A 26634-nucleotide genomic window follows, 5' to 3' on the forward strand; every position below is an offset into this window, starting at 1 on the left:
TACTACTTGAATATTCTGCGAACGCCAATTGATAGCAGACTAATGTATAATACCCCTTCCATTTTATTCAGTGATCTATGATGACAAATTTCTCTATTAAAAAACACAAACTTAACCGATTCAGCCAAAGAAAAATATCACATTCCGTCAAAAAACCAACAGTACCTCGTCGAGTGTTGATATTTAACAAACCTTACGATGTTTTACCCCAGTTCACTGATGAAATGGGCAGAACAACACTAAAGGACTTTATCCCATTCCCCAATGTGTATGCCGCCGGGCGTTTAGATCGTGACAGTGAAGGATTATTAATTCTAACCAATGACGGCAAACTTCAAGCACAGCTAACCCAACCAAATAAAAAAACAGCCAAAGTTTATTATGTGCAAGTTGAAGGCGTTCCAGATGAAATCTCTCTTGATAAGTTACGCAATGGCATCATATTAAAAGATGGGCCTACCCTACCCGCAGGTATCGAGTTAGTTCATGAACCGACATGGCTCTGGAGTCGCCATCCACCCATTCGTGAACGCAAAAATATTCCGGTAAGTTGGTTAAAAATAACACTTTATGAAGGCCGAAATCGTCAAGTGCGCAGAATGACAGCACATATCGGTTTTCCTACACTTCGGCTGATTCGTTTTAGTATGGGAAACTTACAATTAGGCAAGATGAAACCCGGTGAATGGAAGGAGATCAATTTTGTTTAGCCCCCACATCACAGTTGCCTGTGTTGTCCATGCCCAGAATAAATTCCTGGTAGTTGAAGAGACAATTAATGGCAAAGCATTATGGAATCAACCCGCTGGTCATCTTGAGGCTGGTGAAACATTGTTACAAGCGGCGGAACGCGAATTATGGGAAGAAGCCGGTATTCAGGCTAAGCCGCAAGCACTGCTGAAAGTTCATCAGTGGGTTGCACCAGACGGCACCCCTTTTATCCGTTTTCTGTTTCTGGTTGAAATGGAACAACAAACAGTGACCTATCCACAAGACCGTGATATTGACTGTTGCCATTGGGTTACAGCAGAACAAATATTCAGTAGCCATTATCTTCGTTCTCCACTTGTCGCAGAAAGTATTCACTGTTACCTGCAAAACGAAAAGCATCCTCTCACCCTACTGGATAGTTATGTTTCTCCGTTTATTTAATAACAAAACAGTGATACGTTTAATGCACCCCGATTTGCAACGTGTTAAAATACGGCGCTTGTTTTTTTCTCCAGTGAGATTCCCATGTCAGATAACAGCCAGAAAAAAGTCATTGTCGGCATGTCCGGCGGTGTAGATTCCTCCGTTTCCGCCTATTTGCTACAACAGCAAGGTTATCAAGTGGCTGGCTTGTTCATGAAGAATTGGGAAGAGGACGATAATGAAGAGTACTGTTCAGCCGCGACTGATCTGGCTGATGCCCAATCCGTTTGCGATAAGTTAGGCATCGAACTTCATACCGTCAATTTTGCTGCCGAATATTGGGATAATGTTTTCGAGCATTTTCTTTCTGAATATAGAGCGGGCAGAACACCTAACCCAGATATTCTATGTAATAAAGAAATTAAGTTTAAAGCATTTCTGGAATTCGCTGCTGAGGATTTAGGCGCGGATTACATCGCAACAGGTCATTATGTCCGCCGCAAGGATATTAACGGTAAAAGCCAATTATGGCGTGGGCTGGATGACAATAAAGACCAAAGCTACTTCTTATATACACTGAGCCACCAACAAATTGCTCAAAGCCTATTTCCGGTCGGTGAACTGGAAAAACCGGAGGTCCGTCGTATCGCTGAAAAAATCGGTCTGGTGACGGCAAAGAAAAAAGATTCCACCGGTATCTGTTTTATTGGTGAGCGCAAATTCCGTGATTTCCTTGGCCGTTATTTACCTGCCAAACTTGGCCCAATCATGACAGTAGATGGAGAAACCCTCGGTGAACATCAGGGGCTGATGTACCATACACTGGGGCAACGTAAAGGTTTAGGGATCGGTGGAACGAAAGAAGGTAGCGAAGAGCCGTGGTATGTCATGGATAAAGACGTTCAGAACAACATCCTGATCGTGGCTCAGGGGCATGAACACCCCCGTTTAATGTCTACCGGCCTTATTGCACAGCAACTTCACTGGGTTGACAGACAGGCATTAACTGAAGAAATCCATTGCGTCGTCAAAACACGTTATCGTCAGCAAGATATTCCTTGCACTGTCACCCCCATAAACAAAGATAAAATAGAAGTCCGTTTTGCTAACCCTGTCGCCGCAGTCACCCCCGGCCAATCAGCCGTCTTTTATCAGGGTGAAATTTGTCTTGGCGGTGGAGTGATCGAACAACGTTTGCAGGAGTAATTGTGGCGAAGAATTTTTACAACATTACACTAGCGCTGGCAGGAATTTGCCAGTCAGGTCGCTTGGTACAACAACTTTCTCATGAAAACCAGTGTGATACTGATGCTGTTGCAACTATGGTTAATAGCATTTTAAACACCAACCCGGCATCCGTTTTAGATGTGTTCGGCAATCATGAACGCAATCTGAAAATTGGGCTGAATGCAATGCTAGGGATGTTTAATAGCTCTAACAAGGGTATTTCTGGCGATCTTACCCGCTATATCTTGAGTCTGATAGCATTGGAGCGCCGACTAAATAAAAATCAGGCAGCTTCCGATGCACTGGCTAACCGTATCAGTTTACTAGAACGCCAACAGGCACATTTCGAACCCATGTCAGAAGGGATGCTCAACGCGTTGGCCGGTATTTATGTCGATGTTATCAGCCCATTAGGTCCACGTATTCAAGTGACAGGTTCCCCTGATATTCTGCGCAATCCACTTGTACAAGCGAAAATCCGGGCTATTCTACTGGCTGGCGTCCGTTGTGCGGTCTTATGGCAACAAGTTGGCGGCGGTCGCTTGCAATTAATGTTTTCTCGTCAACGCCTGACCCAACAGGCGAAAGATATTCTTTCTCATTGTTAAATAAAATCCGGGAGTTGCTACCAATGGAATTATCCTCACTGACTGCTGTTTCTCCGATCGATGGCCGTTACGGCGATAAAGTCAGCGTATTACGTACTATTTTTAGTGAGTTTGGCTTACTGAAATTCCGCGTGCGGGTTGAAGTACGTTGGCTGCAAAAACTGGCAGAATGTGCTGAAATTAAAGAAGTTCCCGCATTTGATACAGACGCAAACGCTTACCTGAATGAAATTATCGCAAATTTCAATGAACAGGATGCAATGCGTATTAAAACTATCGAACGCACCACTAACCACGATGTCAAAGCAGTGGAATATTTTCTGAAAGAGAAAGTTGCACATATTCCCGCACTGCATCAAGTTTCTGAGTTTATTCACTTTGCCTGTACTTCTGAAGATATTAACAATCTCGCTTATGCTCTGATGCTACAAACAGCCCGTGAAGAAGTACTTTTACCACAATGGCGCCAGATGATTGATACCATCAAAAAAATGGCGAGTGAATATCGAGATTTACCACTGTTATCTCGCACTCACGGCCAACCAGCCACACCTTCCACGGTTGGTAAAGAGTTTGCCAATGTTGCTCACCGGATGGAACGCCAGTATCGTCAACTGGAACAAGTTGAAATACTTGGCAAAATTAATGGCGCCGTGGGTAACTATAATGCCCATATAGCCGCTTACCCACAGGTTGATTGGCATCAGTTTAGTGAAACTTTTGTGACTTCACTCGGCATTAAATGGAATCCATACACGACCCAAATCGAACCCCATGATTATATTGCCGAATTGTTCGATACCCTCGCCCGCTTCAACACGATTCTGATCGATTTTGACCGTGACATTTGGGGTTACATCGCACTTAACCATTTCAAACAGAAAACGGTTGCCGGTGAAATCGGTTCTTCCACGATGCCACACAAAGTCAATCCAATTGATTTTGAAAACTCGGAGGGCAACTTGGGGCTGGCAAATGCGGTATTTGGTCATCTAGCAAGCAAGTTACCGATTTCTCGTTGGCAGCGTGATCTGACTGATTCAACCGTATTACGTAACCTTGGTGTTGGTCTGGGATATGCTCTGATCGCTTATCAAGCTACGATGAAAGGCTTAAATAAGTTGGAAGTCAATGAACAGCACCTGCTGGATGAGCTAGATCAAAACTGGGAAGTGCTTGCTGAACCTATCCAGACAGTAATGCGTCGCTATAGTATTGAAAAGCCTTATGAAAAACTCAAAGAACTTACCCGTGGTAAACGTGTCAATGCTGAAGGGATGAAAACCTTTATCGATGGACTGGATTTACCGGAAGAAGAGAAAACACGCTTGAAAGCCATGACGCCAGCAAATTATATTGGCCGTGCAATTACACTGGTTGATGAATTGAAGTAGTTGATATTCCACAGACGGATAAAATATCCGTCTCAAACCGCTGACAAACCTCGTTGAAAACAACGAGGTTTTTACTTTTATCATGAATAATAATACTGACTATTTTTCCTTATTAACCTGTTTTAACTGCCTGTAAAGGCGGGTAAAAAATTCAATGCTCAACTGACATTGGGAGAGAAAACATCAGGAAAAATGGGTTTTTAATTGATTAACCTGAGGTTTGCTTAAGAAGGGAACTCAGCGCCTGAGGCACGATCAAAGTAACACTATCATCCAAGTAAATATTGATACCATCCAGCCCACCAGCAAATTCACCCTCACCTAATGCCAATAACATCTTAGCTTTGGATATCGACTGAATACTGTCCGGGGATTCAATTGGTGTGCGTTGCTTACCGCCACCACCTTTGCGGCCTTTGATTGTTAAAATTGTCATGACTCACTCTATAATGTAGGTATAATACCTACAAAAATATTGACAATGGAATCAGATGTAGGTACTGTACCCACACGTCAACAAAATGGGGGATTGATGAGCAGTGCAGAGTTAATAAAACACTTGATAGCAGACGGATGGGTTAAGACCAGACAAGACGGTAGTCACGTCACTTTAACTAAATCCGGTGTTGCGAAAATAATCACAATACCGCACCCAAGAAAGGACGCATCAAAAGGGGTTATCCGGCAGGCGCAAAATATTTCAGGACTGAAATTACTATGATAAAGGGCGCGGTTATACCGCGCCTTCTCTGCAAAGTTCATCATCAAATTAAAAGGTAATACTATGATTTATCCACTCTTTATATTTAAAACAGAAAATGGGTTTGATGGTTACTTCCCCGATGTTGAGGGCTGCTTTTTTGCGGGTAACACTTTAGAGGATGTTATCCGTGATGCAGAAAAAGCATTCGCACAACACATGGGAGTTTTAACCGAACACGGCGGCTATATCCCTGCCCCCAAAGACTCATCCGATTACATCGGTGATCCTCGCTTGTCTGAAGATGGAGGAGTTATAGCCCTCATTGAATTAGACCCTGCGAAATATGAGTCAAAGGCCATCAAGTTCAATTTAACTATGCCTGGCAATCTATTAACTGCTATAGATCGCTACATTGAGGAAAACGGACACTATAAAAATCGCTCTGCTTTTCTCGCTGAATTAGCCAGAAAGGAAATAGCTCATCACTAACAAGTTAGGGCGGGAAACTGCCCTAAATAAGATGCCGTGATCACTGTTGAGCTTCGGTATATATCCCAGCTGAAATGATTGCACCGCCAATTTCTCGCGTTCCATATAAGACAGGAACGGGATTCCCTTGCGCTGTCGTGTTAACCGGAACATTACCCTGATTTTGTACCTGCGTTTGGCTATTATCATCCGGCGTTATTCCTGCGGCGATAGCCGGATAAAGGGGATAAACGGCGGTAAGGTAAATTAAAAGATAACTCGTGGCCCTGACCAACGGGGTGCTGCGCTTATCCATCGTACTCTCTCTTTTCTTAAGTTAATCGGGCTTAGGTGATGAAACGGTAATCTTTTCATAAAAAAAATTGATAATTTGATAGTAACACAAGCAAACTATTCTAATGTATGATTAATTTCTTGCCTGAATAAATAGTACGAAACACGATCAACACTGAGTTATTTAATCCTGATAATGGGGAATTCGATGTATTAAATGCTAGGAAGTGGCGATAAGGATGGAAATACTCTTTTTTTGCACCAATAACAATTCTTTTAATTTTTTAATGGTATTACACCTCCAACCCAGCAGGTGTGGGGCATTCTGCTTATGTATTTGGGAATATTTTTAAATGGATTAGTCAACAACCAGAGGCGGATAAAACATTTTTTTATTGCTATCCTTATATAAACCAATCCCAAACACACTTTAAAGTTATATTCTCTATTTCTAATTAACATCTTGCTGTTATAGATCCATGTATCTAACATACTCAGCCAGAACCATTGCATTGAATTTTTTACCGGCAGTTTTGTCTATAATAACAGTCCGAATGAGTTGATTATTACAATAACTGCCTGCTGGAGTTGAGAAGGATTATTCCATGCGGATATTGATCGTTGAAGACAACATGTTACTGCGTCACCATTTAACAGTACAGCTTCGGGACACCGGTCATCTAGTTGATGCCGCTGCAAATGCCAAAGAAGCCGATTACTATCTGGTCGAGAGCGAACCCGATATTGCCATTGTTGATCTTGGTTTGCCCGGAGAAGATGGTTTGAGTTTGATCCGTCGCTGGCGCCAAAAAGATGAAAAACTCCCCATTCTTGTTTTGACCGCCCGCGAAAGCTGGCAAGAAAAAGTCACGGTTCTTGATGCAGGAGCAGATGATTATGTTACCAAGCCCTTTCATCTTGAGGAAATTATTGCCCGTATGCAGGCACTCCTACGCCGTAATAATGGGCTGGTTTCTCAGATTATTGAATTCCCGCCTTTCAAAATCGATCTGTCACGCAAAGAGTTAACAGTTTACGGGGAGAATGTCAGGCTAACAGCGTTTGAATACCGAATCATTGAAATACTGATGTGTAATAGCGACAAAGTGGTTACTAAAGAGTCATTAATGCGCCAATTATATCCCGATGCTGAACTACGCGAAGGTCACTCCATCGATGTCTTAATCGGCCGACTAAGAAAAAAAATATTAGATATTTGGCCTTATGAAGCTATCGTGACTGTCCGGGGCCAAGGCTATCGCTTTGATGTTTAAAACTTTCATGGGTAAAAAAGTGCTTAAGCACAAAAAACAGCCTTTCTCACTCCGTACCCGGTTTTTAATGGCAACTGCTGCGGTTATTCTTGCGCTTACCATGTCTTACGGTATTGTTGCCATTGTCGGTTATCTGGTCAGTTTTGATAAAACCGCTTATACACTACTACGCAGTCAGAGTAATCTATTTTTCAGTCTTGCTCAGTGGAATAACAATAAGCTGGATATTTCAGTACCACCTAATTTCACACTGAATAACCCATCATTAGTTCTGATTTATAACAACAAAGGAACCATCCTCTGGCGTCAACGCCATATCCCAAAAGTCGAAAACTCTATTCCTAATGAATGGTTAAAAGAAGACGGTTTATATGAACTGGATACTGACCTAAAAAGCAGCCGCGATTTGCTAAAAAACTCGGCTAACACACAAGGACAACTAGGTAAACTTAATGCACTTGACGAAAATGAAGATAATGAGCTAACCCACTCCGTTTCTGTCAACAGATATAGTGCGACAGCTCATTTGCCAGCATTAACGATTGTCGTCATCGATACCATTCCACAGGATTTACAAAAAACGGTTCTGGTGTGGGAATGGTTCGGTTATGTATTAATTGCCAATCTTATTCTGGTTATCCCATTAATCTGGCTGGCCGCACACTGGAGTTTACGGCCAATTAAATCGCTTATTCATCAGATCAGTTCATTAGAAAAAGGTGAACGGGAAAAGCTGGATGAAAATCCACCGGCGGAGCTGCGGGGGCTGGTTCGTAACCTTAATGTGTTGCTCAATAATGAACGCAACCGCTATACAAAATACCGAACAACACTGGCTGATCTGACACACAGCTTGAAAACGCCACTGGCTGTTTTACAATCAACTCTCCGTTCTTTGCGTGACAGCAAACAAATGACTATTCAACAGGCAGAACCTATCATGCTTGAGCAAATTGGCCGTATTTCTCAGCAAATAGGCTATTATCTGCACCGTGCCAGTATGCGTGGTGAGCACAGCACCATTATGCGGAAAGTCTCTTCTGTTCCTGCTTTACTAGATAGCCTGTGCAGCGCTTTAACAAAAGTCTATCAGCGTAAAGGTGTCAGTCTCACATTAGATGTCTCACCGGAGATCACCTGGCTCGGTGAGAAAAATGACTTTATGGAAGTCATGGGTAATGTGCTGGACAATGCCTGTAAGTACTGCCTTAAATTTGTTGAGATCTCTGTGACGATTGATCACGATTCGGTAATGATTATTGTCAATGACGATGGTCGAGGGGTACCAATTGAAAAATGGGACATGATTTTCCAGCGAGGTCAACGTGTTGATACTTTGAAGCCTGGTCAAGGGCTTGGATTGTCAATTGCTTCTGAAATTATCGAACAATATAAAGGCGATATCAGTATCAGTGACAGTCCACTTGGTGGCGCCAGAATTTGCGTTATATTCCGATGCCAGCAAATTAATGATGATGATTAGTTAAATATGCCAGTGTAGTCTGATACTGAGTTTAACTATTCGTTATAATACCCTGAAATTCACTTCACACTCAGGATGTCACTATGGACTATCAGTTGAATCTGGACTGGCAGGCATTTTTGCATAATCATTGGCAAAAACGGCCTTTACTGATTAAACAAGGCTTCCGTCAATTCATTGATCCCCTTACTCCCGATGAATTAGCGGGTCTGGCTATGGAAAATGAAGTTGACTGCCGCTTAGTCAGCCAGAAAAATGGCCGTTGGGATGTCTCTCATGGTCCATTCGAAAGTTACGATCATTTAGGTGAAAAAGAGTGGTCACTGCTGGTACAAGCGGTTAATCACTGGCACCATCCTTCCGCCGCATTAATGCAACCATTCCGCGTATTATCTGACTGGCGGATAGACGATCTGATGGTGTCCTTCTCCGTTCCCGGTGGTAGTGTTGGTCCACATCTAGACCAATACGATGTGTTTATCATTCAAGGAATGGGCCGCCGTCGCTGGCGCATTGGGGAAAAGCTACCAATGGAACAGCGCTGCCCTCACCCCGATCTATTACAGGTCGATCCCTTTAATGCCATTATTGACGAAGAGATGGAACCAGGCGATATTCTCTACATCCCACCTGGATTTCCGCATGAAGGTTATGCCATCGAAGATTCACTAAATTATTCAGTTGGTTTCCGTGCCCCAAATTCCCGAGAACTGTTCAGTGGCTTCGCCGATTATGTACTGGCTAATGATTTAGGCAGCTATCGTTATTGCGATCCCAATCTGACTTTCCGCGAAAATCCGGCGCTGGTCCAGCCGCATGAACTATCAGCGCTACACGCCATGATGAATGAGTTATTGGCACAGCCTGACACTTTCCAGCAATGGTTTGGTGAATTCATTTCTCAGTCACGGCATGAACTTGATATTGCTCCACCCGAGCCACCCTATGAAAGTGATGAAATTTATGAATTAATGAAACAAGGTGAAAATCTCCACCGTCTTAACGGATTACGGGTTATAAGGGTTGGTGATCAGTGCTTTGTTAACGGTGAATTAATAGAGACACCTCATATTAAAGCCGCTGATGTTCTTTGCCACTATTATGAGATTAATGCAGAAATGCTGGGTGAAGCGATAGATGATGTGCGTTTTATCAGCCTGCTCACTGCATTGGTCAACAGTGGCTACTGGTACTTTAATGATTAATGTATCATCACAAAAGGTGACCCTTTAAATAATTCCGTGTCACTTCTCACCCGGTTATTACCTCACTGCCTTTTAATCAGATCTTCCGATTAAGAGGCAGTTATCGAAAGTTGTCTTAATAGTCATTGCTTTAATCATCGTTATATCCACCTGAGAAAATTTTAAATATCGTTAAACTCGATTGAATACCATTTAACTCATGGAAAAGTGACTGGCATATTTATCAGCCAGGTCACCTCCACGTAAATGCAAAAACTTGTGGCGCCAGGATTAGTGTAAAGCTCTTGTAGTTTTCTCAACTTTTTTAGACAACAGTGCCGTTAATTCAGCAATACGCATGACAACACTCACAGCCTGTTCCATTCCCTCCAATGAAACAAATTCATGCTTGCCATGATAATTATACCCTCCCATGAATATATTTGGGCAAGGCAAACCACGGAATGACAATTGTGCCCCATCAGTACCACCACGAATGGGTTTAATAACGGGTTCAATATTACAATCCAGCATTGCCTGTTTGGCGATCTCAATAACATGCGGATATTTGATCACTTCATCATACATATTGTAATAATTGTCATTGATAGTCAGTTCGATACAACAGCCAGGATGCAACCCTTCACCGGCTTTTTCAGCAATTTTAATCATCTTCCTTTTACGTTCTTCGAAGTTATTCCGATCAAAATCACGAATGATATAGTGCATTTCAGCACATTCAACCGTGCCTTTAATACGTTGCAAATGATAGAAGCCTTCATATCCATCGGTATGTTCCGGTGTCTCTTCCGATGGTAATGCCTGATGGATATGGATCGCCAGCGATAAGGCATTGATCATCACATTTTTAGCACTACCAGAGTGAACATTATTGCCAACAATCTTAACGGTTACTACCGCTGCATTGAAATTTTCAAATGCCAGTTCACCTACACCACCACCATCTACGGTGTATGCCCACTGAGCATCAAATGAATTAATATCAAAGTAACGTGATCCCTTACCTATCTCCTCATCAGGTGTAAACGCAATCCGAATATCACCATGTAAGATATTGCTATTTTTCAGACGAACCATTGCCGTAATGATTTCTGCAATACCCGCTTTATCATCAGCACCAAGCAATGTTTTACCATCGGTGGTAATCAGTGTTTTCCCCAACATGTTATGCAAGATAGGAAACATAACCGGCGATAACACTTCATTACCCGCACCCAAAGCAATTTCACCACCTCGATAATTTTCCAGCATTTGTGGACTTACATTTTTTCCAGAGAAATCAGGTGAAGTATCAAGGTGAGCAATAAAACCGATAACAGGTACAGGCCAAGATGTATTAGCAGGTAATGTTGCCATAACACAGCCATGAGAATCCTGTACCACATTGGAAAAACCTAATTCAATCAACTCCTGTTTCAGCGCTTTGGCGAGTTCGAGCTGCCCATGACTACTGGGAATCGTCTTTGCTGACGGCTTTGACTGAGTATCAAAAGATATGTATTTAAAAAAACGTTCTAGTAATCTGTCCATTATTCTCTTCCCCAGGGATTTTGTTACCCATTATGAGGAAGAGAAACACAATAATTATTGCGTCAAATCAGCTTTAAATTCTTTAATACTATCAATTAACCTTCGAGCATACTCATCTACTATCTTACTGGCTGGTCCATAATGCTTTTCATCGAATAAACTTTCTACCTGACTCGGTTCTAGATTCAGCTCTACCGTGCGCGCCCCAGCTAGTTTAGCTTCATGTACAAATCCAGCCGCAGGATAAACATGACCAGAGGTACCAATAGCGATAAAAATATCTGCCTGAGCCAGAGCAGAGTAGATCTGTTCCATCTCCAAAGGCATTTCACCAAACCAAACGACATGTGGACGCAATGGCGAAGGGAACTGACAACAATGGCAACGTTCATCTGCCGCCAAGTCGTCTGTCCACTCAAACACTTGCCCAGATTGGCAACAACGAATTTTGAGCAACTCACCATGCATATGCACAGTGCGATAACTGCCCGCTTGCTCATGAAGATTATCGATATTCTGGGTAATCAACAAAAAATGATCGCCAAGCTCATGCTCCAGCGCGGCTAAAGCATAATGCGCTGCGTTCGGTTTTATTTCTGGTTGCTGAAGCTGATGACGCCGAGCATTATAAAATGCCTGCACCAATTCTGGATCTTTCTGAAAACCTTCAGGTGTAGCAACATCTTCCACCCGATGTTCTTCCCACAACCCATCAGAGGAACGGAAAGTCCGAATACCTGATTCAGCCGAAATGCCGGCACCTGTCAATACCACGATGTAAGGTTTTTTCATATTAAGCGCCAATCGATTATCCCTATAAAAAATCCGGCTACGAAACCTCTGATGCCTCAAACGCTTAACCTTACGAAGCCGACTAAGCCGACGACGAACTCGCATACTGATTTCCTTTAAGATTTCTTCAATACTGCTTAGGTTTCTGTTTTTTACACCATAACGCTTTTGGTTAGCTCATGCCAATAATAGATTGATTATTTCCCACTTAAAATTCGTGCCGGATCAAGTCTACTTGCCCGTCTTGCTGGATACCAACTTGCCAGTAAACTCAAAATCAAAGCCGTCGCCAGAACATACAGAACATCCATGCCATGCAACTCAGATGGCAGGAAATCAATGAAGTAAACATCACCGGAAAGAAATTGATGCCCGATCAGCTTTTCCAGCCCATGAATAAACGCCGTCAGATTCAGTGATGCCAACACGCCAGCCATAGCACCGACAATACTGCCCGTCATCCCCGTTAGTAACCCATACCAGAGAAAAACCGCTCTAACTTGCCTATCTTTAGCGCCGAGAGTTCGCAGGATAGCAATATCACTGCTTTTATCTTTTACCGCCATAATCAGGGTAGAAACGATATTAAAACATGCCACGCCAATCACCAGAATCATCGCCAGATACATAATGCTACGTACCATCTGAATATCATGATACATATAGCCATAGCTTCTTATCCAACTACTGATATAGACATATTCCCGTGATGCTTCCCCGGCAGACCTTACCCGTTGATCAGCGGCAAACACATCATCAACCTTGATCGCAATGCCAGTGATACCTTGCCCATAATCCAAATATTGTTGAGCATCGGCCAAAGGAACCAGAGCCAGACTATGATCAAGCAAGCCGCTCAATCGAAAAATTCCGCTAACCTGTAAACGAATCCGCTTTGGTTGCAACAGCTTCATTTCGGGATCATTGTTCGGGATCATAACAGTCAACCAATCACCCTGCTTAACTTTCAAAGCATTAGCAACTCCCTGTCCCAGAATGACCTGTTGATGACCCGCTTGAAAATTTTGCCAGGCATTATCTTGCACAAACTGGGGTAATGAGCTGACTTGCGACTCAGTGGTTAAATCAACTCCTCTCACCTGAACAGCATGCAAGCTGGCACCTTTTTCCATCAATCCAGTGAAAGTAATATAAGGTGAAGCGGCAACCACACCGGTGGTGTTTTTTACCCGTTCCAATGCAGGCTGCCACTGTTCAAAAGGCTGATGAACCGTATAGATTTCACCATGAGGAACAACAGACAAAATGCGGTTTCTCAATTCTCGTTCAAAACCATTCATGGCACTCAAACCAATAATGAGAACAGCGACACCAAGCATAATCCCTAAGGTTGAAATCACTGAAATCAGAGATACCATACCGCCACGGCGGCGCCCACGACTAAATCGCAAGGCAGTGACCAAGGAGAGAGGCAAATTCACCATTACAACGCCCCCGCCAGGGTCAATTCATCCTGTAAATAACCATCACGCATCTCCACCTGACGATTTAATCTACCGGCGAGATTCAAATCATGGGTGACAACCAGAAATGCCGTGCCTTGCTGCCGGTTAAGCTCACCCAGTAATGCAAAGATGCTATCTGCATTACGTAAATCAAGGTTACCGGTAGGTTCATCCGCTAAAACCAAAGCGGGCTCATTAACCAACGCTCTGGCAATTGCCACACGCTGGCGTTCACCTCCTGATAATTCTGATGGGCGGTGATGAGCACGCTTCTCCAGACCAACAGCCGCCAGCATTTCTAATGCTTTCTTCTGTGCCTGACTACGATTTTTACCACCAATTAACAGTGGCATGGCGACATTCTCTATCGCATTAAAATCTGGCAACAGATGGTGAAATTGATAAATAAAGCCCAATTCATGATTACGCAATTCTGCTCTGGCTCCGGGGGACATTGTATTCAAAGAGTGCCCTTTAAAAAGGACTTCACCAGAAGTCGGTGTATCCAACCCACCAAGCAAATGCAGAAGCGTACTCTTACCTGAGCCGGAACTTCCCACAATCGCCATCATTTCACTCTGATTGATAGCAAAAGTGACATTTTTCAGCACTTCGGTCAGTACTTGCCCTTCCTGATATTTTTTACACAGATTATTACACAACAGTAGTGGTTGATTATTCATAACGCAAAGCCTCAGCAGGTTGGATGGCAGCAGCACGCCAAGAAGGATATAACGTAGACAATAGAGCAATCGCCATCGCTGACATTGCGATTGTAGCAACCTGTAACGGCTCAATGGCAACAGGCAGCTCAACACCTGAGGTCAATAAGCCAATCAGTGGCATTAAGTTATTAAGCTGACTGGAAAGCAGAACACCAAGCCCAGTTCCCAGTAAAGTGCCGATGATCCCGGCTCCCGCTCCCTGGATCATAAAAATCGCCATAACCTGACGACGTACCAGTCCCTGTGTCTGCAAAATCGCCACTTCTCCCTGTTTTTCCATTACCAGTAAACCAAGCGAAGTGATGATATTGAATGCAGCCACAGCAATAATCAGGCTTAACAATAAGCCCATCATATTTTTTTCCATCCTTACCGCTTGGAAAAACTCACCTTTACGTTCGCGCCAATCCTTCCACAACAACCCTTCAGGCATGGTTTGTAAGCTCAAACTATCTACAGCCAAGGGTTCTGAGAGATAGAGACGCCAGCCAGTAATGTGACCTAGCGGATAGCGCATCAGACGAGCGGCATCTTGCTGATTAACCAGAATCTGCGTGCCATCGACCTCGCTATTAGACGCAAAAGTGCCAATAACAGTAAATAGACGCTGACTAGGAATACGCCCCATGGGTGTCAACTGACTTGCACCAGGTACCATCAGGCGAATGCGATCACCACGTTTTACCCCAAGCTCCCCGGCCAGTCTTTCGCCCAAAATAGCATTGTAGCTACCGGGTGCAAGTTGATGACGATAAGCGCTGGTTAAATATTCAGTCAGCGGCTCATATTCATCAAAAGTGATACCCAACATCACACCAACACCGACATTCCGGGCGCTTTGCAATACAACATCACCCGTCACCAATGGCGTAATCCTGTTAACCTGCTTTAGATCCGCAAGTTCACTGGCAGGATGCGCTTTTGGGTCTAGCGAGTGGTTTACCGACGTCACAACCGCCTGTGGCATAAAGCCAAGAATACTGGTTTCCAGTGAACGCTCAAAACCATTCATCACGGACAATACTGTAATTAATGCGGCAACACCGAGAGTAATGCCAATTGCTGACAGCCAGGAAACAAACCGACCAAATTTATCAGCCGCCCGACCACGCATATACCGCAAACCTATAAATAATGAGACAGATTGAAACATGAAATCTGTTACGCCCCTGTTGCCAAAGCAAAGTGTTCGGGGATAATAAAGGGTAGTTATATTTTATGGAACCACCAACATCCAGATTCTGTGGTTTTTTTATTTTCTCTCAACCAGCCAGCGTGTTTACTCGAAGACCATTATGTATCGAAAGCCTGTTGGGAATGGACTGAATCATAGAGAACACATTTACGCTTATGTCCTCAAAATATCGTTATGAACTTCCCGAACGTCGCGGTGATAACTGTCAATTAGGCCAACTGACTGGTGCCGCTTGCGCTGTAGAGTGTGCTGAAATTGTCGAACGCCATCAAGGCCCTGTCGTACTGATAACCAAGGATATGCAAAACGCCTTACGTCTGCATGATGAAATCCATCAGTTTACCGACTGCCCTGTTGATCTCCTTTCCGATTGGGAAACACTGCCGTATGACAGCTTTTCTCCTCATCAGGAAATCATTTCCAACCGTCTGTCTACACTTTACCGTCTGCCGACGATGACCAAAGGTGTTCTAATCCTGCCGATAAATACCTTAATGCAACGGGTTTGCCCTCATGAGTACCTTAACGGGCATGCACTAGTTATGCACAAAGATCAGAGGCTCTCACGGAATAAACTCCGTACTGAATTAGAACAGGCTGGCTATCGTAGTGTCGAACAAGTTCTTGAACACGGCGAATTTGCTACTCGTGGCGCACTACTTGATCTTTTTCCAATGGGAAGTGAGCATCCCTATCGTATTGATTTTTTCGATGATGAAATCGATAGCTTACGCATTTTCGATGTTGACAGCCAACGCACGCTGACTGAGGTTAAGCAAATCAACCTACTGCCTGCTCATGAATTCCCAACAGACAAAGAGACTATTGAACTGTTTCGCAGCCAGTGGCGGGAACGTTTTGAAGTCCGTCGTGACAGTGAGCATATTTATCAGCAAGTCAGTAAAGGTACGTTACCCGCCGGGATAGAATACTGGCAACCATTGTTTTTCAGCCAACCCTTGCCTTCATTATTTGATTATCTACCCGATAACACCCTGCTTATCAGCCAAGAAATAAACCATTCCGCTGAACGTTTTTGGCAGGACATCCAACAACGCTTTGAGAGCCGTAAAGTTGATCCAATGCGCCCTCTCTTACCCCCAGAAGAGCTTTGGCTTCCGGTTGATAATTTATTCTCAGCGCTAAAAAACTGGCCCCGCATTCAACTTAAAGCAGAAGAATTGAGCAAAAAAGCGAGTCACGTAAATCTTGATTATCGACCGCTACCTGATCTCTCCGTTGTTGCGCAAAATAAGGCACCGCTGGATAAGCTTCGCCGTTTCCTTGAACAATTCAGTGGCCGCGTTATTTTCTCTGTCGAGAGCGAAGGACGAAAAGAAACGTTACAGGAATTATTGTCACGAATAAAGATTAAACCCATTAAAATCAGCAAATTGCATCAAGCACAACAGCCAGGTCACTTTTTGATGATTGGTGCCGCTGAACATGGTTTTATCGATACAAAGAATGAACTGGCTCTGATCTGTGAAAGCGATATGCTCGGTGAACGTGTTGTTCGCCGCCGTCAAGACACCCGCCGCACAATTAATACCGATACCCTGATCCGTAACCTTGCAGAATTACGCCCCAGTCAACCAGTAGTCCATTTGGAACATGGCGTTGGCCGTTACCAGGGGCTAACTACGCTGGAAGCAGGGGGTATCAAAGCTGAATATCTGATCCTGAGTTATGCTGGCGACGACAAACTTTATGTTCCGGTCTCTTCCCTGCATTTGATCAGCCGCTACGCAGGTGGTGCTGATGAAAATGCCCCATTACATAAATTGGGCGGAGAGGCATGGAACAAAGCCCGCCAGAAAGCTGCCGAAAAAGTACGCGATGTGGCTGCGGAGTTGCTTGACATTTATGCTCACCGCGCCGTAAAACCAGGATTTGCTTTTAAACATGATTGGGAACAATACCAATTGTTCTGTCAAAGCTTTCCATTTGAAACAACTCCAGATCAAGAACAGGCAATCAACGCCGTTCTGAATGATATGTGTCAGCCCGTCGCTATGGATCGCTTAATTTGCGGTGATGTAGGCTTTGGCAAAACCGAAGTTGCAATGCGCTCCGCATTTCTGGCGGTCCATAATGACAAGCAGGTGGCAATCTTGGTTCCAACAACACTGCTGGCTCAGCAACATTTTGATAATTTCCGTGATCGTTTTGCTAATTGGCCTATACGTATTGAGATGATATCCCGTTTCCGCAGCGCCAAGGAACAGCAACAAATCGTTGAAATGGCAGCCGAAGGTAAAGTCGATATTATTATTGGTACACATAAACTGCTACAAAGCGATTTGCGCTGGAAAGACCTTGGTTTATTAATTGTCGATGAAGAGCACCGGTTTGGTGTTCGCCACAAAGAGCAGATCAAAGCCATGCGTGCCGATGTCGATATTCTGACCCTCACCGCAACCCCAATTCCACGAACGCTCAATATGGCAATGAGTAGTATGCGGGATCTCTCAATTATTTCGACCCCGCCCGCTCGCCGTCTGGCAGTCAAAACCTTCGTGCGCGAGTATGACAGTTTAGTGGTGCGAGAAGCCATACTGCGTGAAGTTTTGCGCGGTGGTCAAGTCTACTACCTCTATAATGATGTTGAAAATATTGAAAAAGCGAAGCTGCGTCTTGAAGAGTTAGTACCAGAAGCACGGATCGCCATTGGTCATGGACAGATGCGCGAACGGGATTTGGAACGGGTGATGACCGATTTCCATCATCAACGATTTAATGTTCTGATTTGCACCACAATTATTGAGACAGGCATCGATATTCCAAGCGCCAATACCATCATTATTGAACGTGCTGACCATTTTGGCCTGGCCCAATTGCATCAATTGCGGGGGCGTGTCGGACGTTCTCACCATCAGGCTTATGCTTACCTGCTGACACCACATCCGAAAGCAATGACAGTCGATGCACACAAACGTCTGGAAGCTATCGCCTCCCTTGAAGATTTAGGTGCGGGTTTTGCACTGGCAACTCACGACCTTGAAATTCGCGGAGCCGGCGAACTCCTAGGTGAAGAACAAAGTGGTCAGATGACAACAATTGGCTTCACTCTCTACATGGAGCTGTTAGAAAGCGCCGTCGATGCACTAAAAGCAGGCCGCAAACCTTCACTTGAAGACTTGACCAATAGTCAAACCGACGTTGAATTACGGATGCCTATTTTGCTACCTGATGATTATATTCCTGATGTCAATATGCGTTTGTCTTTTTATAAACGCATTGCCAGCGCCAAAGACGCATCAGAATTAGCAGAATTGAAGGTTGAATTGATAGACCGGTTCGGCACATTACCTGATCCGGGGCGCCACTTATTACAATCAGCAGCCATTCGCCTGTTAGCTCAGAAATTAGGTATTAAACGAATAGAAGCCCATGAAAAAGGAGGGTTCATCGAGTTTAGTGAGAAAAATAAAGTTGATCCAACTTATCTTATCGGTCTGTTACAGAAACAACCTGAAATTTACCGATTAGATGGCCCTGCTAAACTGAAATTCATCTCTGATCTGAACGAAAGAATGGCACGTCTGGAATTCATTCAGCAATTACTTGATACTTTTGAACATCATCAACTCTGTTCTTAAGACACTTTTACTTCCCCTATGATTGATTTGTCAGTCTGTGGGGAAGTACCATAATTTAATTCACATCGTACAGCTCTCTGTCTCTTCCACGTAACTCTGTCAAAATCAAAACCAATCTTCATCTGCGCTATTGAATAATTATGCTGTAATTTACTCATCAATATTTATTCTAAAATAAAAATCATATTGTATATTCATATATACCTAATAGATTTCGAGTTGCAGCGAGGCGGCAAATGAACGAATCCCCAGGAGCATAGATAACTATGTGACTGGGGTGAGTGAAAGTAGCCAACAAAGCAGCAGCTTGAAAGATGAAGGGTATAGAATAAGAATTACTAATTCGATTGGATTAAGGGTGAACTTAGTTTTCGAAAAATAATAACCAAATATGGTCATGGTTGTAATAATACTCTTTATTATCAATCTCATGCAGTAATTTGTTTTTTTACTTTAATGACTTCTTCTTTCATTGAATTTATAATTTTTTCTTATGCAATAACTAATTTGCATAATTTTTATAAATATATTAGCAAGTAAAGGAAAAATGCCTTACCTATCTTATTTAAGACAAATTCTAGGAAAAATTGCCAATATGAACTTGTCGGCAGCCCCATTTTACCTACACTAATTTAATTTTAAGAATATTTAATTACAGTGATCGTACCAGTTACCTGGCATTTTAATAGCCTTGTAAAACCGTACCTTAATGTAACAATCAATCAAATATATTGATTAATTATATAAATCACATTCAAACATATTGTTTATTACCAAATAAATTATTAGATATTCTTAAATATTATATCATCTTTTAATTGCATTATCTTACACTTCGCCTATACCAATTAGTAAAACCGCTGTTTATCTATTTCTAAAGAAATCAAAGAATGGATAATTACAATAAGTATGAGAAACCATAATTATGCAAAGTGTCACCGTTAATAATATTACATCCGAGAATGTTTCCTTTAATAATATTTCCATGCAGATTCTGCGCGAATTATTGCAATATCGTAGGCGCCTTACTGATCCAGGGAGAGACTCTGCTAAAGAAGAAGAGATTATTAAATCTGTACAATTACCTAGAATTGAATACTTTATCAGGAATAAAAAACCTATCGAATTCATTTTACCCGCATTCCCAACCAAATCACCAAACAGAAATAAAGTACTTGGTACTGCTCCGGATATGGCAGAACGCTTATCTTTGATTTTTCTTAATTCTCTTTGCCAACGTATTCAGCTTTATTATCCTCCTGGCGCCCGTATTATTATTTGCTCTGATGGGCATGTTTTTGGTGATCTCATTCGCGTCAGTGATACAGTTATCAGCCAATATCATGAAGATATTAAACAATTACTTCATGAAGTGGGTGCTATCAATTTAAGTACATTTAACCTTAATGACGATAAAGAACTCTGCGAACATAGTGATGATTTCAATTTACAGAGGCAAATGTTAGTCAAACATTATGCCCGTTCGGAAGAATCTATCAAAGACGAACTGTTGCAAAATAGTGATGGATTACAATTATATCGTGCAGTCACCCGCTTCTTATATGAAGACAGCTTATTACCCGGCTATACCGGTTCAAACAATGCTCTACAAAAAGATGCCAAACAAAGGGCCATCGGTGTTATTCAACGAAGTTGGGCGTGGGGAAGTTTATTAGATACCCATTTTCCAAATGCCATACGTTTATCTATTCATCCTCAGCCAGCAAATAGTATTAAACTTGGTATTCATATGATGCCAACCCGGGATGATTGGTTAACCCCTTGGCATGGTGTCGCAGCCAATGTAAATGGACAATTTATACTTATGAAACACAAAGAAGTCCAGATGATGGGTGGAAAACTAGTCGATATTCATGGAAAACCCAGTCACTATGTGATTTAAAGAGAAATTATAATTTAAAGGAAAATAACGATGACGGCATTAAATAACTTTCAGACAGAAGAGACAACCCCTTTTGGTTTAAAAATTACGCCTCAATATTCCGATCAACATATTAATACATTATCAGTGGAACAACTGAAAGAACTGGCTAGAAAACACCATCTGCTTATATTACGTGGTTTCAAATCTGATTTATCTGATCACGAAAAATATGAAGAATATGCCCGTAATTGGGGAGAAATAATGATGTGGCCGTTTGGTGCTATTTTAGATGTTCGTGAACACCAAGATGCTACCGATCACGTTTTTGATAACAGCTATATGCCGTTGCACTGGGATGGCATGTATAAACCGACAATTCCCGAATTTATTATGTTCCATTGCGCCCACGCACCTGAAAACGACCAAGGGGGCAGGACAACCTTTGTCAATACTCGTCGTGTTGTTGCTAATGCTACTCAACAGCAATTAGAACAGTGGAAAAATATATCGATTACTTATCGCATTAATAAAGTCACTCATTATGGTGGAGAAGTTTATTCTCCTCTACTGGAAGAACACCCGGACGGAAACGGATTCGTTATCAGATATAACGAACCGGCAATAGATGGCGAAAAATTCCTAAATAAACATGCTATTGAATATCACAATATCAGCCCTAATCAAGTAGCAGAATTTCAACAAGATTTTATCAATATACTATATGATAAACGTCATTTATATGCTCATGCATGGAAAAAAGGCGATTTAGTGATTGTGGATAATTTCTCTCTGCTACATGGACGTGAAGGATTTACTTCCAAATCAGAACGGCATTTACAGAGAGTCCACATTCAATCTAATCCGGCATTTAATAATCAAGCGTTAAGATCATAGTATTTTTATATAAATAAAGAACTGGAAAGATTATTACTTTGACTCCCATTGTCATATATTGGGAGTCAAATGATCTATCTTTATAAAAAATTGCACTTATTAGCCTACTCCACCAAATATAAACATTACCTGTTTTTCCATTTCGTATCGATTTCACCCAATCCATAGGATAATTCCGTGGCAATAGAATTTGATCAGCTCTACCTATATATTTAGCATTATTACTCAAAGGTGATTGTTCCCCAATAGAACCAATTGCGTATTACCGCGAAGGAGTTCGCTCTTTAACGGCGTTTTTCAAGGTAGTTGTCGCCTAATGTAATAAAATTACGTTTATGCCATTGCTATATCCACTTTCTGTGCTCCAATCAGATAAATACTCTATAAGTATGGCAAAGTGATTTGGATCACCAAAAATCATAATTATCTCCATTTTCCTGGTAAACCAAGTGGTGTTGCCCCGGATTGAGCCATTTTTTGAGCCAGTGAACCCGCGCCTTCAAAATATTTAGCACCTTCGGGGTCAAACAGACTTTCCATGCTAAGGGCATTATGTTTGACTCCCGGCCAATAACACCCCGACGCAACTTTTTATTTAGTCTAATAGATTATTTGGTTTGCAATATAAGTATAGGCTGAATAAACTCGTCTAAAGAGTCAACATCAACGTATGATACTTCATTTTCTCTCATCATATGTAGTTTAATAACAGAATCTATTTTCCCTTCAAAGTCATCAAATACAAGAATAAGTTCGAATTTGAAAGAAGGAAGATCTTGTTCTAGTTTAGTAATAATAAGAGAAGCGAATTTTACAGCAACATCTATAATATTGCTTTCCAAATAGTCACTTAATCTTATTTCATTATAAAAACACTCCTCCTCTGTCTTATCAAAGAAATTTTCATGACCATTAATTTTATTTTCGCTTGACACACTAGCTACAGGACATATAGAAGAAAAAAATACACAACCATTTGAACTTACTGTGAACCCTAAATTTAAGAATTCAGCAAGAACTTTTGGCATTACAACCTCTTCCTTGATATATCCATCTAAAAAACTAACCATTTTCTGATTGTATTTAATCATTTTTCCCCCAAATATTGTTTCATACCTTTGTCAATCGCCTGCTGAAATTTCGAATCAGATAATAAGTTATTTACTGATGATGGTGCAGGTATTTTATTTTTTGAAGAATCAAAACTATAAAACGAATTAGTAGATGGTTCGTAGTAATATTTGTTGTTTTTATTATCTTGATAGTGTATTGAGTATTACCATGAAAAACGCCGGTTGAGGCGGCTGGGATCATGGCTGTTGACTTCGTTGAGGATAACGCTGGCATCCCCTTTGGCTAACCACGGATTACCCGCCACCCTGCCGCCGAGTTGGGTCTGCGTGGCTTGATGGCTGTTATTGAGGATAACCCCTTGTTTATCCACATCAAACTGGCGATAGCTGTTGTGGGAAACGCCATCGGCACCGGGCGTCTGAATATTCACCTGCGGCGTGCCGTTGGCGCTGCGAATGAGGGTCGGTTGCTGACGCCCCGGCGCCTGTCCGTCGGCCACAATCGCCGCCTGTGCGGTGAGTGAAATCCCGCCAAGGGCGAATAACACCCCAAACCGTAGCGCAGTAAGCCGACAACAACGTTGCGGTGAAGAGGGGCGACGAGCGCGACGTCCCGTTCGCCCGCGCCCGGCCCGCGCTATCTCGGCCACCACCATCCACATCTGGCGGGCCTGATTAAAGATAATACGATACAACGGCTTGTTCATGATTTTTGCTCCACACAACACTACCCACTGGCAGTTTTGCTATTTGAATTAATACTGCCAATACAGGTTGAATCCGGCCGTGACCGGGGAGGTTTGGAAACCGGCGGGTTTCAGGTACAGACAGGTGAACCTCCGCAGGGGGTGGCGTTAATTGAGCCTCCAGGGCTGGCTGGCGTGCCTGTTGATGAATAAGTTGTTGTTCTGAAATGTCTGCGGCCTGACTGACTGAAACCACGCTACAAAAAACCGCAAACACTAAAATACTGCTTTTCATTGACTTTCTATTCCACAATGTCGAAGCGGTATTAACCACGAATTTAGCTTAGCGATCAATACTTAGGATTGATGATCAACCGGGCATCTAAAATAGGGGGATTGGTTAAGATAGCAGCAAAAACAAGGGGTTATAGTGAAAAGCAAAAAACAGGCCAATGTGATTATTTTGTGACAACATTGTATAAAAAACAGATTAATATTAATCATTTAATAACCAATATTAATAATTTCAAATTAATTTCATTTTTTGCGTTAATTATGTGATGAATATCACATTTATGATGTTTTATTTCATGATGAAATCACTTTCAAAGTGATAGTTGTCGTAAATTGGTGATGAGATATTATCTTTTCTGATTAGGTCAGATGATTCTTTTTAGCTCGGTTGGCAGAACTGGCGCTATGTTATTTCGGATTGGGAGATAGCCATCAGACAATTAACACTCGTTGAACGCAAGACGCCGTATACCCTTATCGTTAAGCTCGATAGCAAACAGGCATCAGAAGTCGCGAAAGCTGCCGTGAAAGTGTTATACGGGTTAAAACAAAAGGTTAAGACTATCACATTCGATAACGGTTTGGCGTTTGCAGAGTATGAACTCATCAGTGAAAAATTAGAGGTACAAATTTACTTTGCTCACCCTTATTCACCTTGGGAAAGGGGAGATCAATGAAAATATCAATGGGGAAAACACCCAATGAATTATTTAAAGGAATACGGATATGTTTACTTCCAGAGTGACGATGTTGTACTTATTATGTGAATCTATCCTACACTATTAATAAGGTCATTCAAACTTACTCGTCTTACATAAAAACCTACTTTTTATTTTAAGAAAAATAACTTTCTCACTAAAGCAATTATAAATTAATTTTAAAATCACATTCAGTAATAATCAGTATAGATAACCCAGTTACTCTCTAACAGAACAATGGACTAAGAAATAATAATAATTTGAAATACCCGAATATAGTTATACTGAGGAGGAAATTAACCAAAGAGGAGAATGAAAATGTCCATATCCCTTGAGTATTTTCAATCTGCAAAATTTGACGGTAATTTATATCTTAAATGTCACGGTGAAATTAGTAGCGATACAGAAATAAAATACACCGTAACCAATTCAAATACAAAAGAGATATATGAATGTTATAGTGAAGATAATCAACTCATCTGTTTGACTTCACTTAAAGCCGCAAATTATACAATAGAAACTACCATCAAAAAAGATGGTAAAAAAATTGCCGCGCTTACACCAGAGGATATAGAAATAAAAGAATCAGACTTTTTGTTTGATATCGATAAAAAAATCGATGATATAGATAAAGACAAAACGGATAATATCAACATTAACCATATACCACCGAAACAGATGCCCTCCAAAGGTAACACTATCTCTTTGAAAGGACACAATGATATCCCAAATAAGAATTTGAAGTATAATCTTGAGATTATGTTTTCCCCAGATGGATTAAAACGATTTGAAATAGAAAAAGATAATTTATTACCTATTTTTAATTCATATAAAAACGCAATAGAGATAAAACCGGTTTTTAATCAAGAAGATTTAGATAAGAAAACCTGGAAAACACCAGAATTCAGTAAATTAACTTACCTCTACAAGATAGATGCTGATATTAATCATGCTGATTTAGTCAAGTTAGCTAACGAACTGGAGGAACTGGATTATGTCGAATTTTGCTCTCTTACGCCGATTTTAAAAGAGCTACCACCACCACCCTTACTTCTGTCCGAAGAGGAAACGATAATTCCTGAATTTGATACTACTCATATCGTTACACCTGATTTTTCACATCTACAGGGATATTTAGACGAACACATAGGTATGAATATTAGAAATGCCTGGGATGAAGGTTATAAAGGCAAAGGCGTCACTGTACACCATCTTGATTTTGGCGTTTATAGAAACCATGAAGATTTAGTTGGTAATATTACAGTTATCAACAGCCGCCCAGAAACACAAGATTGTAATCACGGCACCGCAGCCACCGGCTGTATTGCTGCAAAAGATAATAAATTCGGTGTGACAGGTATTGCCCACGAATGTCAATTCCGTTTTTATGACGTCGATGATTTTGATAAAATCATATATAGCTTTTTACCAGGAGATATTATTAGTTTAAATATTCAAACTGTTGCCAATAATAGATATTATCCTTTCACCTATCTCAAATCTAATTGGCAAAAAATAAAAAGTTGTGTTGATGCAGGAGCAATCATTATTTTCGCTTCTGGTAATAGTGGTATTAATTTAGCCTATGACTTCACTTTCCCTAATTATGGCGATCCTGGCGGTATTATGATCGGTGCCTGTACATCAATTAATGGACACAGGTTAGGCTTTTCCAATCATAATCTTCACACCAGTTTAAACTCTTGGGGTGAGAATGTCACAACTACCGGGTATACAAACTTACAGTACCTACCAGGAAATAATAGAAATTATACTCGCAGTTATAATGGCACATCCAGTGCTACACCTTTAGTCGCAGGTGCATTAGCGCTTATTCAGTCCTATGCTAAATCAAAATACCATAAATATTTTAATTGCACTCAAATAGCAACACTGGTTAGAAGTAGCGGTTTTGCAATAGGAGAACCACAAGGAATCGGCACGCGACCAAATATTGCAAATGCCTTCAAATTAGTTGATCATCTGCTTTCTTAATTAAAGTTA

General features: G+C 41.7%; 24 protein-coding genes and 2 pseudogenes. 15 read left to right on the forward strand and 11 right to left on the reverse strand.

Annotated features, from left to right (window positions below; all coding sequences use genetic code 11):
• The first annotated feature begins 80 nt into the window (after positions 1-80).
• The 5 genes from rluE (at position 81) to purB (ending at position 4363) form a co-directional block, all read left to right on the forward strand.
• Positions 81-710, forward strand: coding sequence for a 23S rRNA pseudouridine(2457) synthase RluE (gene rluE / locus D3222_RS11185; RefSeq protein WP_118986299.1), 630 nt, complete (start codon positions 81-83; stop codon positions 708-710).
• Positions 703-1152 (forward strand): NUDIX domain-containing protein, encoded by a 450-nt coding sequence (locus tag D3222_RS11190; protein ID WP_118986228.1) that lies wholly within the window; start codon positions 703-705, stop codon positions 1150-1152. The genes rluE and D3222_RS11190 overlap by 8 nt, the downstream gene beginning before the upstream one ends.
• Positions 1153-1236: 84 nt before the next feature.
• The gene (gene mnmA, locus D3222_RS11195; RefSeq protein WP_118986229.1) at positions 1237-2340 is read left to right on the forward strand and encodes a tRNA 2-thiouridine(34) synthase MnmA; all 1104 of its coding nucleotides are present in this window, start codon (positions 1237-1239) and stop codon (positions 2338-2340) included.
• Positions 2341-2342: 2 nt separating this feature from the next.
• Positions 2343-2969 carry a high frequency lysogenization protein HflD gene (gene hflD, locus D3222_RS11200; protein WP_118986230.1) on the forward strand — a complete coding sequence of 209 codons (627 nt, stop codon included), beginning with the start codon at positions 2343-2345 and terminating at the stop codon, positions 2967-2969.
• 23 nt (positions 2970-2992) lie between these two features.
• Positions 2993-4363 carry an adenylosuccinate lyase gene (gene purB, locus D3222_RS11205; protein WP_118986231.1) on the forward strand — a complete coding sequence of 457 codons (1371 nt, stop codon included), beginning with the start codon at positions 2993-2995 and terminating at the stop codon, positions 4361-4363.
• Between the two features lie 208 nt (positions 4364-4571).
• Here the strand turns inward: purB and D3222_RS11210 are convergent, their stop codons facing one another.
• Positions 4572-4799: a hypothetical protein gene (locus D3222_RS11210; protein WP_118986232.1), complete on the reverse strand. Its 228-nt coding sequence runs from the start codon at positions 4797-4799 to the stop codon at positions 4572-4574.
• Between the two features lie 45 nt (positions 4800-4844).
• Here D3222_RS11210 and D3222_RS11215 point away from each other — a divergent pair, with 45 nt between their 5' ends.
• Together D3222_RS11215 and D3222_RS11220 are read left to right on the forward strand one after the other, a co-directional pair.
• On the forward strand, positions 4845-5084 hold the full coding sequence (locus D3222_RS11215; RefSeq protein WP_369973513.1) for a type II toxin-antitoxin system HicA family toxin: 240 nt from the start codon (positions 4845-4847) through the stop codon (positions 5082-5084).
• 63 nt (positions 5085-5147) lie between these two features.
• Entirely contained in the window at positions 5148-5555 is a 408-nt protein-coding gene (locus D3222_RS11220) for a type II toxin-antitoxin system HicB family antitoxin (RefSeq protein WP_118986234.1), read from the forward strand.
• Between the two features lie 40 nt (positions 5556-5595).
• Here the strand turns inward: D3222_RS11220 and D3222_RS25940 are convergent, their stop codons facing one another.
• Positions 5596-5850 carry a hypothetical protein gene (locus D3222_RS25940; RefSeq protein ID WP_232832485.1) on the reverse strand — a complete coding sequence of 85 codons (255 nt, stop codon included), beginning with the start codon at positions 5848-5850 and terminating at the stop codon, positions 5596-5598.
• Positions 5851-6433: 583 nt separating this feature from the next.
• Between D3222_RS25940 and phoP the strand changes: the two genes are divergently transcribed.
• From phoP to D3222_RS11240, 3 genes are all read left to right on the forward strand, one after another.
• Positions 6434-7102 carry a two-component system response regulator PhoP gene (phoP, locus tag D3222_RS11230; protein ID WP_118986235.1) on the forward strand — a complete coding sequence of 223 codons (669 nt, stop codon included), beginning with the start codon at positions 6434-6436 and terminating at the stop codon, positions 7100-7102.
• A 19-nt stretch (positions 7103-7121) separates the two neighbouring features.
• On the forward strand, positions 7122-8585 hold the full coding sequence (gene phoQ / locus D3222_RS11235; RefSeq protein ID WP_118986300.1) for a two-component system sensor histidine kinase PhoQ: 1464 nt from the start codon (positions 7122-7124) through the stop codon (positions 8583-8585).
• Between the two features lie 83 nt (positions 8586-8668).
• Positions 8669-9790: a ribosomal protein uL16 3-hydroxylase gene (locus tag D3222_RS11240; protein WP_118986236.1), complete on the forward strand. Its 1122-nt coding sequence runs from the start codon at positions 8669-8671 to the stop codon at positions 9788-9790.
• A gap of 270 nt (positions 9791-10060) precedes the next feature.
• Here the strand turns inward: D3222_RS11240 and pepT are convergent, their stop codons facing one another.
• From pepT to lolC, 5 genes are all read right to left on the reverse strand, one after another.
• The gene (gene pepT, locus D3222_RS11245; RefSeq protein WP_118986237.1) at positions 10061-11320 is read right to left on the reverse strand and encodes a peptidase T; all 1260 of its coding nucleotides are present in this window, start codon (positions 11318-11320) and stop codon (positions 10061-10063) included.
• A gap of 54 nt (positions 11321-11374) precedes the next feature.
• Positions 11375-12217, reverse strand: a complete 843-nt coding sequence (cobB, locus tag D3222_RS11250; protein ID WP_118986238.1) for a Sir2 family NAD+-dependent deacetylase — start codon at positions 12215-12217, stop codon at positions 11375-11377.
• Between the two features lie 92 nt (positions 12218-12309).
• Positions 12310-13557 (reverse strand): lipoprotein-releasing ABC transporter permease subunit LolE, encoded by a 1248-nt coding sequence (lolE, locus tag D3222_RS11255; RefSeq protein ID WP_118986239.1) that lies wholly within the window; start codon positions 13555-13557, stop codon positions 12310-12312.
• On the reverse strand, positions 13557-14261 hold the full coding sequence (gene lolD, locus D3222_RS11260; protein ID WP_118986240.1) for a lipoprotein-releasing ABC transporter ATP-binding protein LolD: 705 nt from the start codon (positions 14259-14261) through the stop codon (positions 13557-13559). Before lolD ends, lolE begins: the two co-directional genes overlap by 1 nt.
• Positions 14254-15456, reverse strand: a complete 1203-nt coding sequence (gene lolC, locus D3222_RS11265) for a lipoprotein-releasing ABC transporter permease subunit LolC (protein WP_118986241.1) — start codon at positions 15454-15456, stop codon at positions 14254-14256. The genes lolD and lolC overlap by 8 nt, the downstream gene beginning before the upstream one ends.
• 197 nt (positions 15457-15653) lie before the next feature.
• Here lolC and mfd point away from each other — a divergent pair, with 197 nt between their 5' ends.
• The 3 genes from mfd (at position 15654) to D3222_RS11280 (ending at position 21879) form a co-directional block, all read left to right on the forward strand.
• A complete protein-coding gene (gene mfd / locus D3222_RS11270) occupies positions 15654-19100 on the forward strand; it encodes a transcription-repair coupling factor (RefSeq protein WP_118986242.1) in 3447 nt (1148 codons plus the stop codon).
• A 925-nt stretch (positions 19101-20025) separates the two neighbouring features.
• Entirely contained in the window at positions 20026-21003 is a 978-nt protein-coding gene (pvcA, locus tag D3222_RS11275; RefSeq protein ID WP_118986243.1) for an L-tyrosine isonitrile synthase, read from the forward strand.
• A gap of 30 nt (positions 21004-21033) precedes the next feature.
• Positions 21034-21879, forward strand: coding sequence for a TauD/TfdA family dioxygenase (locus D3222_RS11280; protein ID WP_118986244.1), 846 nt, complete (start codon positions 21034-21036; stop codon positions 21877-21879).
• Between the two features lie 313 nt (positions 21880-22192).
• Here D3222_RS11280 and D3222_RS26710 read toward each other — a convergent pair whose 3' ends face one another.
• From D3222_RS26710 to D3222_RS25945, 4 genes and pseudogenes are all read right to left on the reverse strand, one after another.
• The gene (locus D3222_RS26710; protein WP_118986245.1) at positions 22193-22312 is read right to left on the reverse strand and encodes an Imm42 family immunity protein; all 120 of its coding nucleotides are present in this window, start codon (positions 22310-22312) and stop codon (positions 22193-22195) included.
• A 175-nt stretch (positions 22313-22487) separates the two neighbouring features.
• Positions 22488-22970, reverse strand: coding sequence for a hypothetical protein (locus tag D3222_RS11290; RefSeq protein WP_118986246.1), 483 nt, complete (start codon positions 22968-22970; stop codon positions 22488-22490).
• A gap of 203 nt (positions 22971-23173) precedes the next feature.
• Positions 23174-23659, reverse strand: a pseudogene (locus D3222_RS11295) (ESPR-type extended signal peptide-containing protein); the annotation flags it as partial.
• Positions 23628-23933: a hemolysin secretion/activation protein gene (locus tag D3222_RS25945; RefSeq protein ID WP_232832487.1), complete on the reverse strand. Its 306-nt coding sequence runs from the start codon at positions 23931-23933 to the stop codon at positions 23628-23630. The pseudogene D3222_RS11295 and the gene D3222_RS25945, both read right to left, overlap by 32 nt.
• Positions 23934-24372: 439 nt before the next feature.
• On the opposite strand from D3222_RS25945, the pseudogene D3222_RS11310 reads away from it, so the two are divergent.
• Both D3222_RS11310 and D3222_RS11315 read left to right on the forward strand, forming a co-directional pair.
• A pseudogene (locus D3222_RS11310) lies at positions 24373-24677 on the forward strand (IS30 family transposase); the annotation flags it as partial.
• Positions 24678-24948: 271 nt separating this feature from the next.
• Positions 24949-26625, forward strand: a complete 1677-nt coding sequence (locus D3222_RS11315) for a S8 family peptidase (RefSeq protein WP_118986248.1) — start codon at positions 24949-24951, stop codon at positions 26623-26625.
• Positions 26626-26634: the final 9 nt, after the last annotated feature.

The organism is Photorhabdus sp. CRCIA-P01, from assembly GCF_003545805.1.
In the GTDB taxonomy this organism is placed as follows: Bacteria; Pseudomonadota; Gammaproteobacteria; order Enterobacterales; family Enterobacteriaceae; genus Photorhabdus; species Photorhabdus antumapuensis.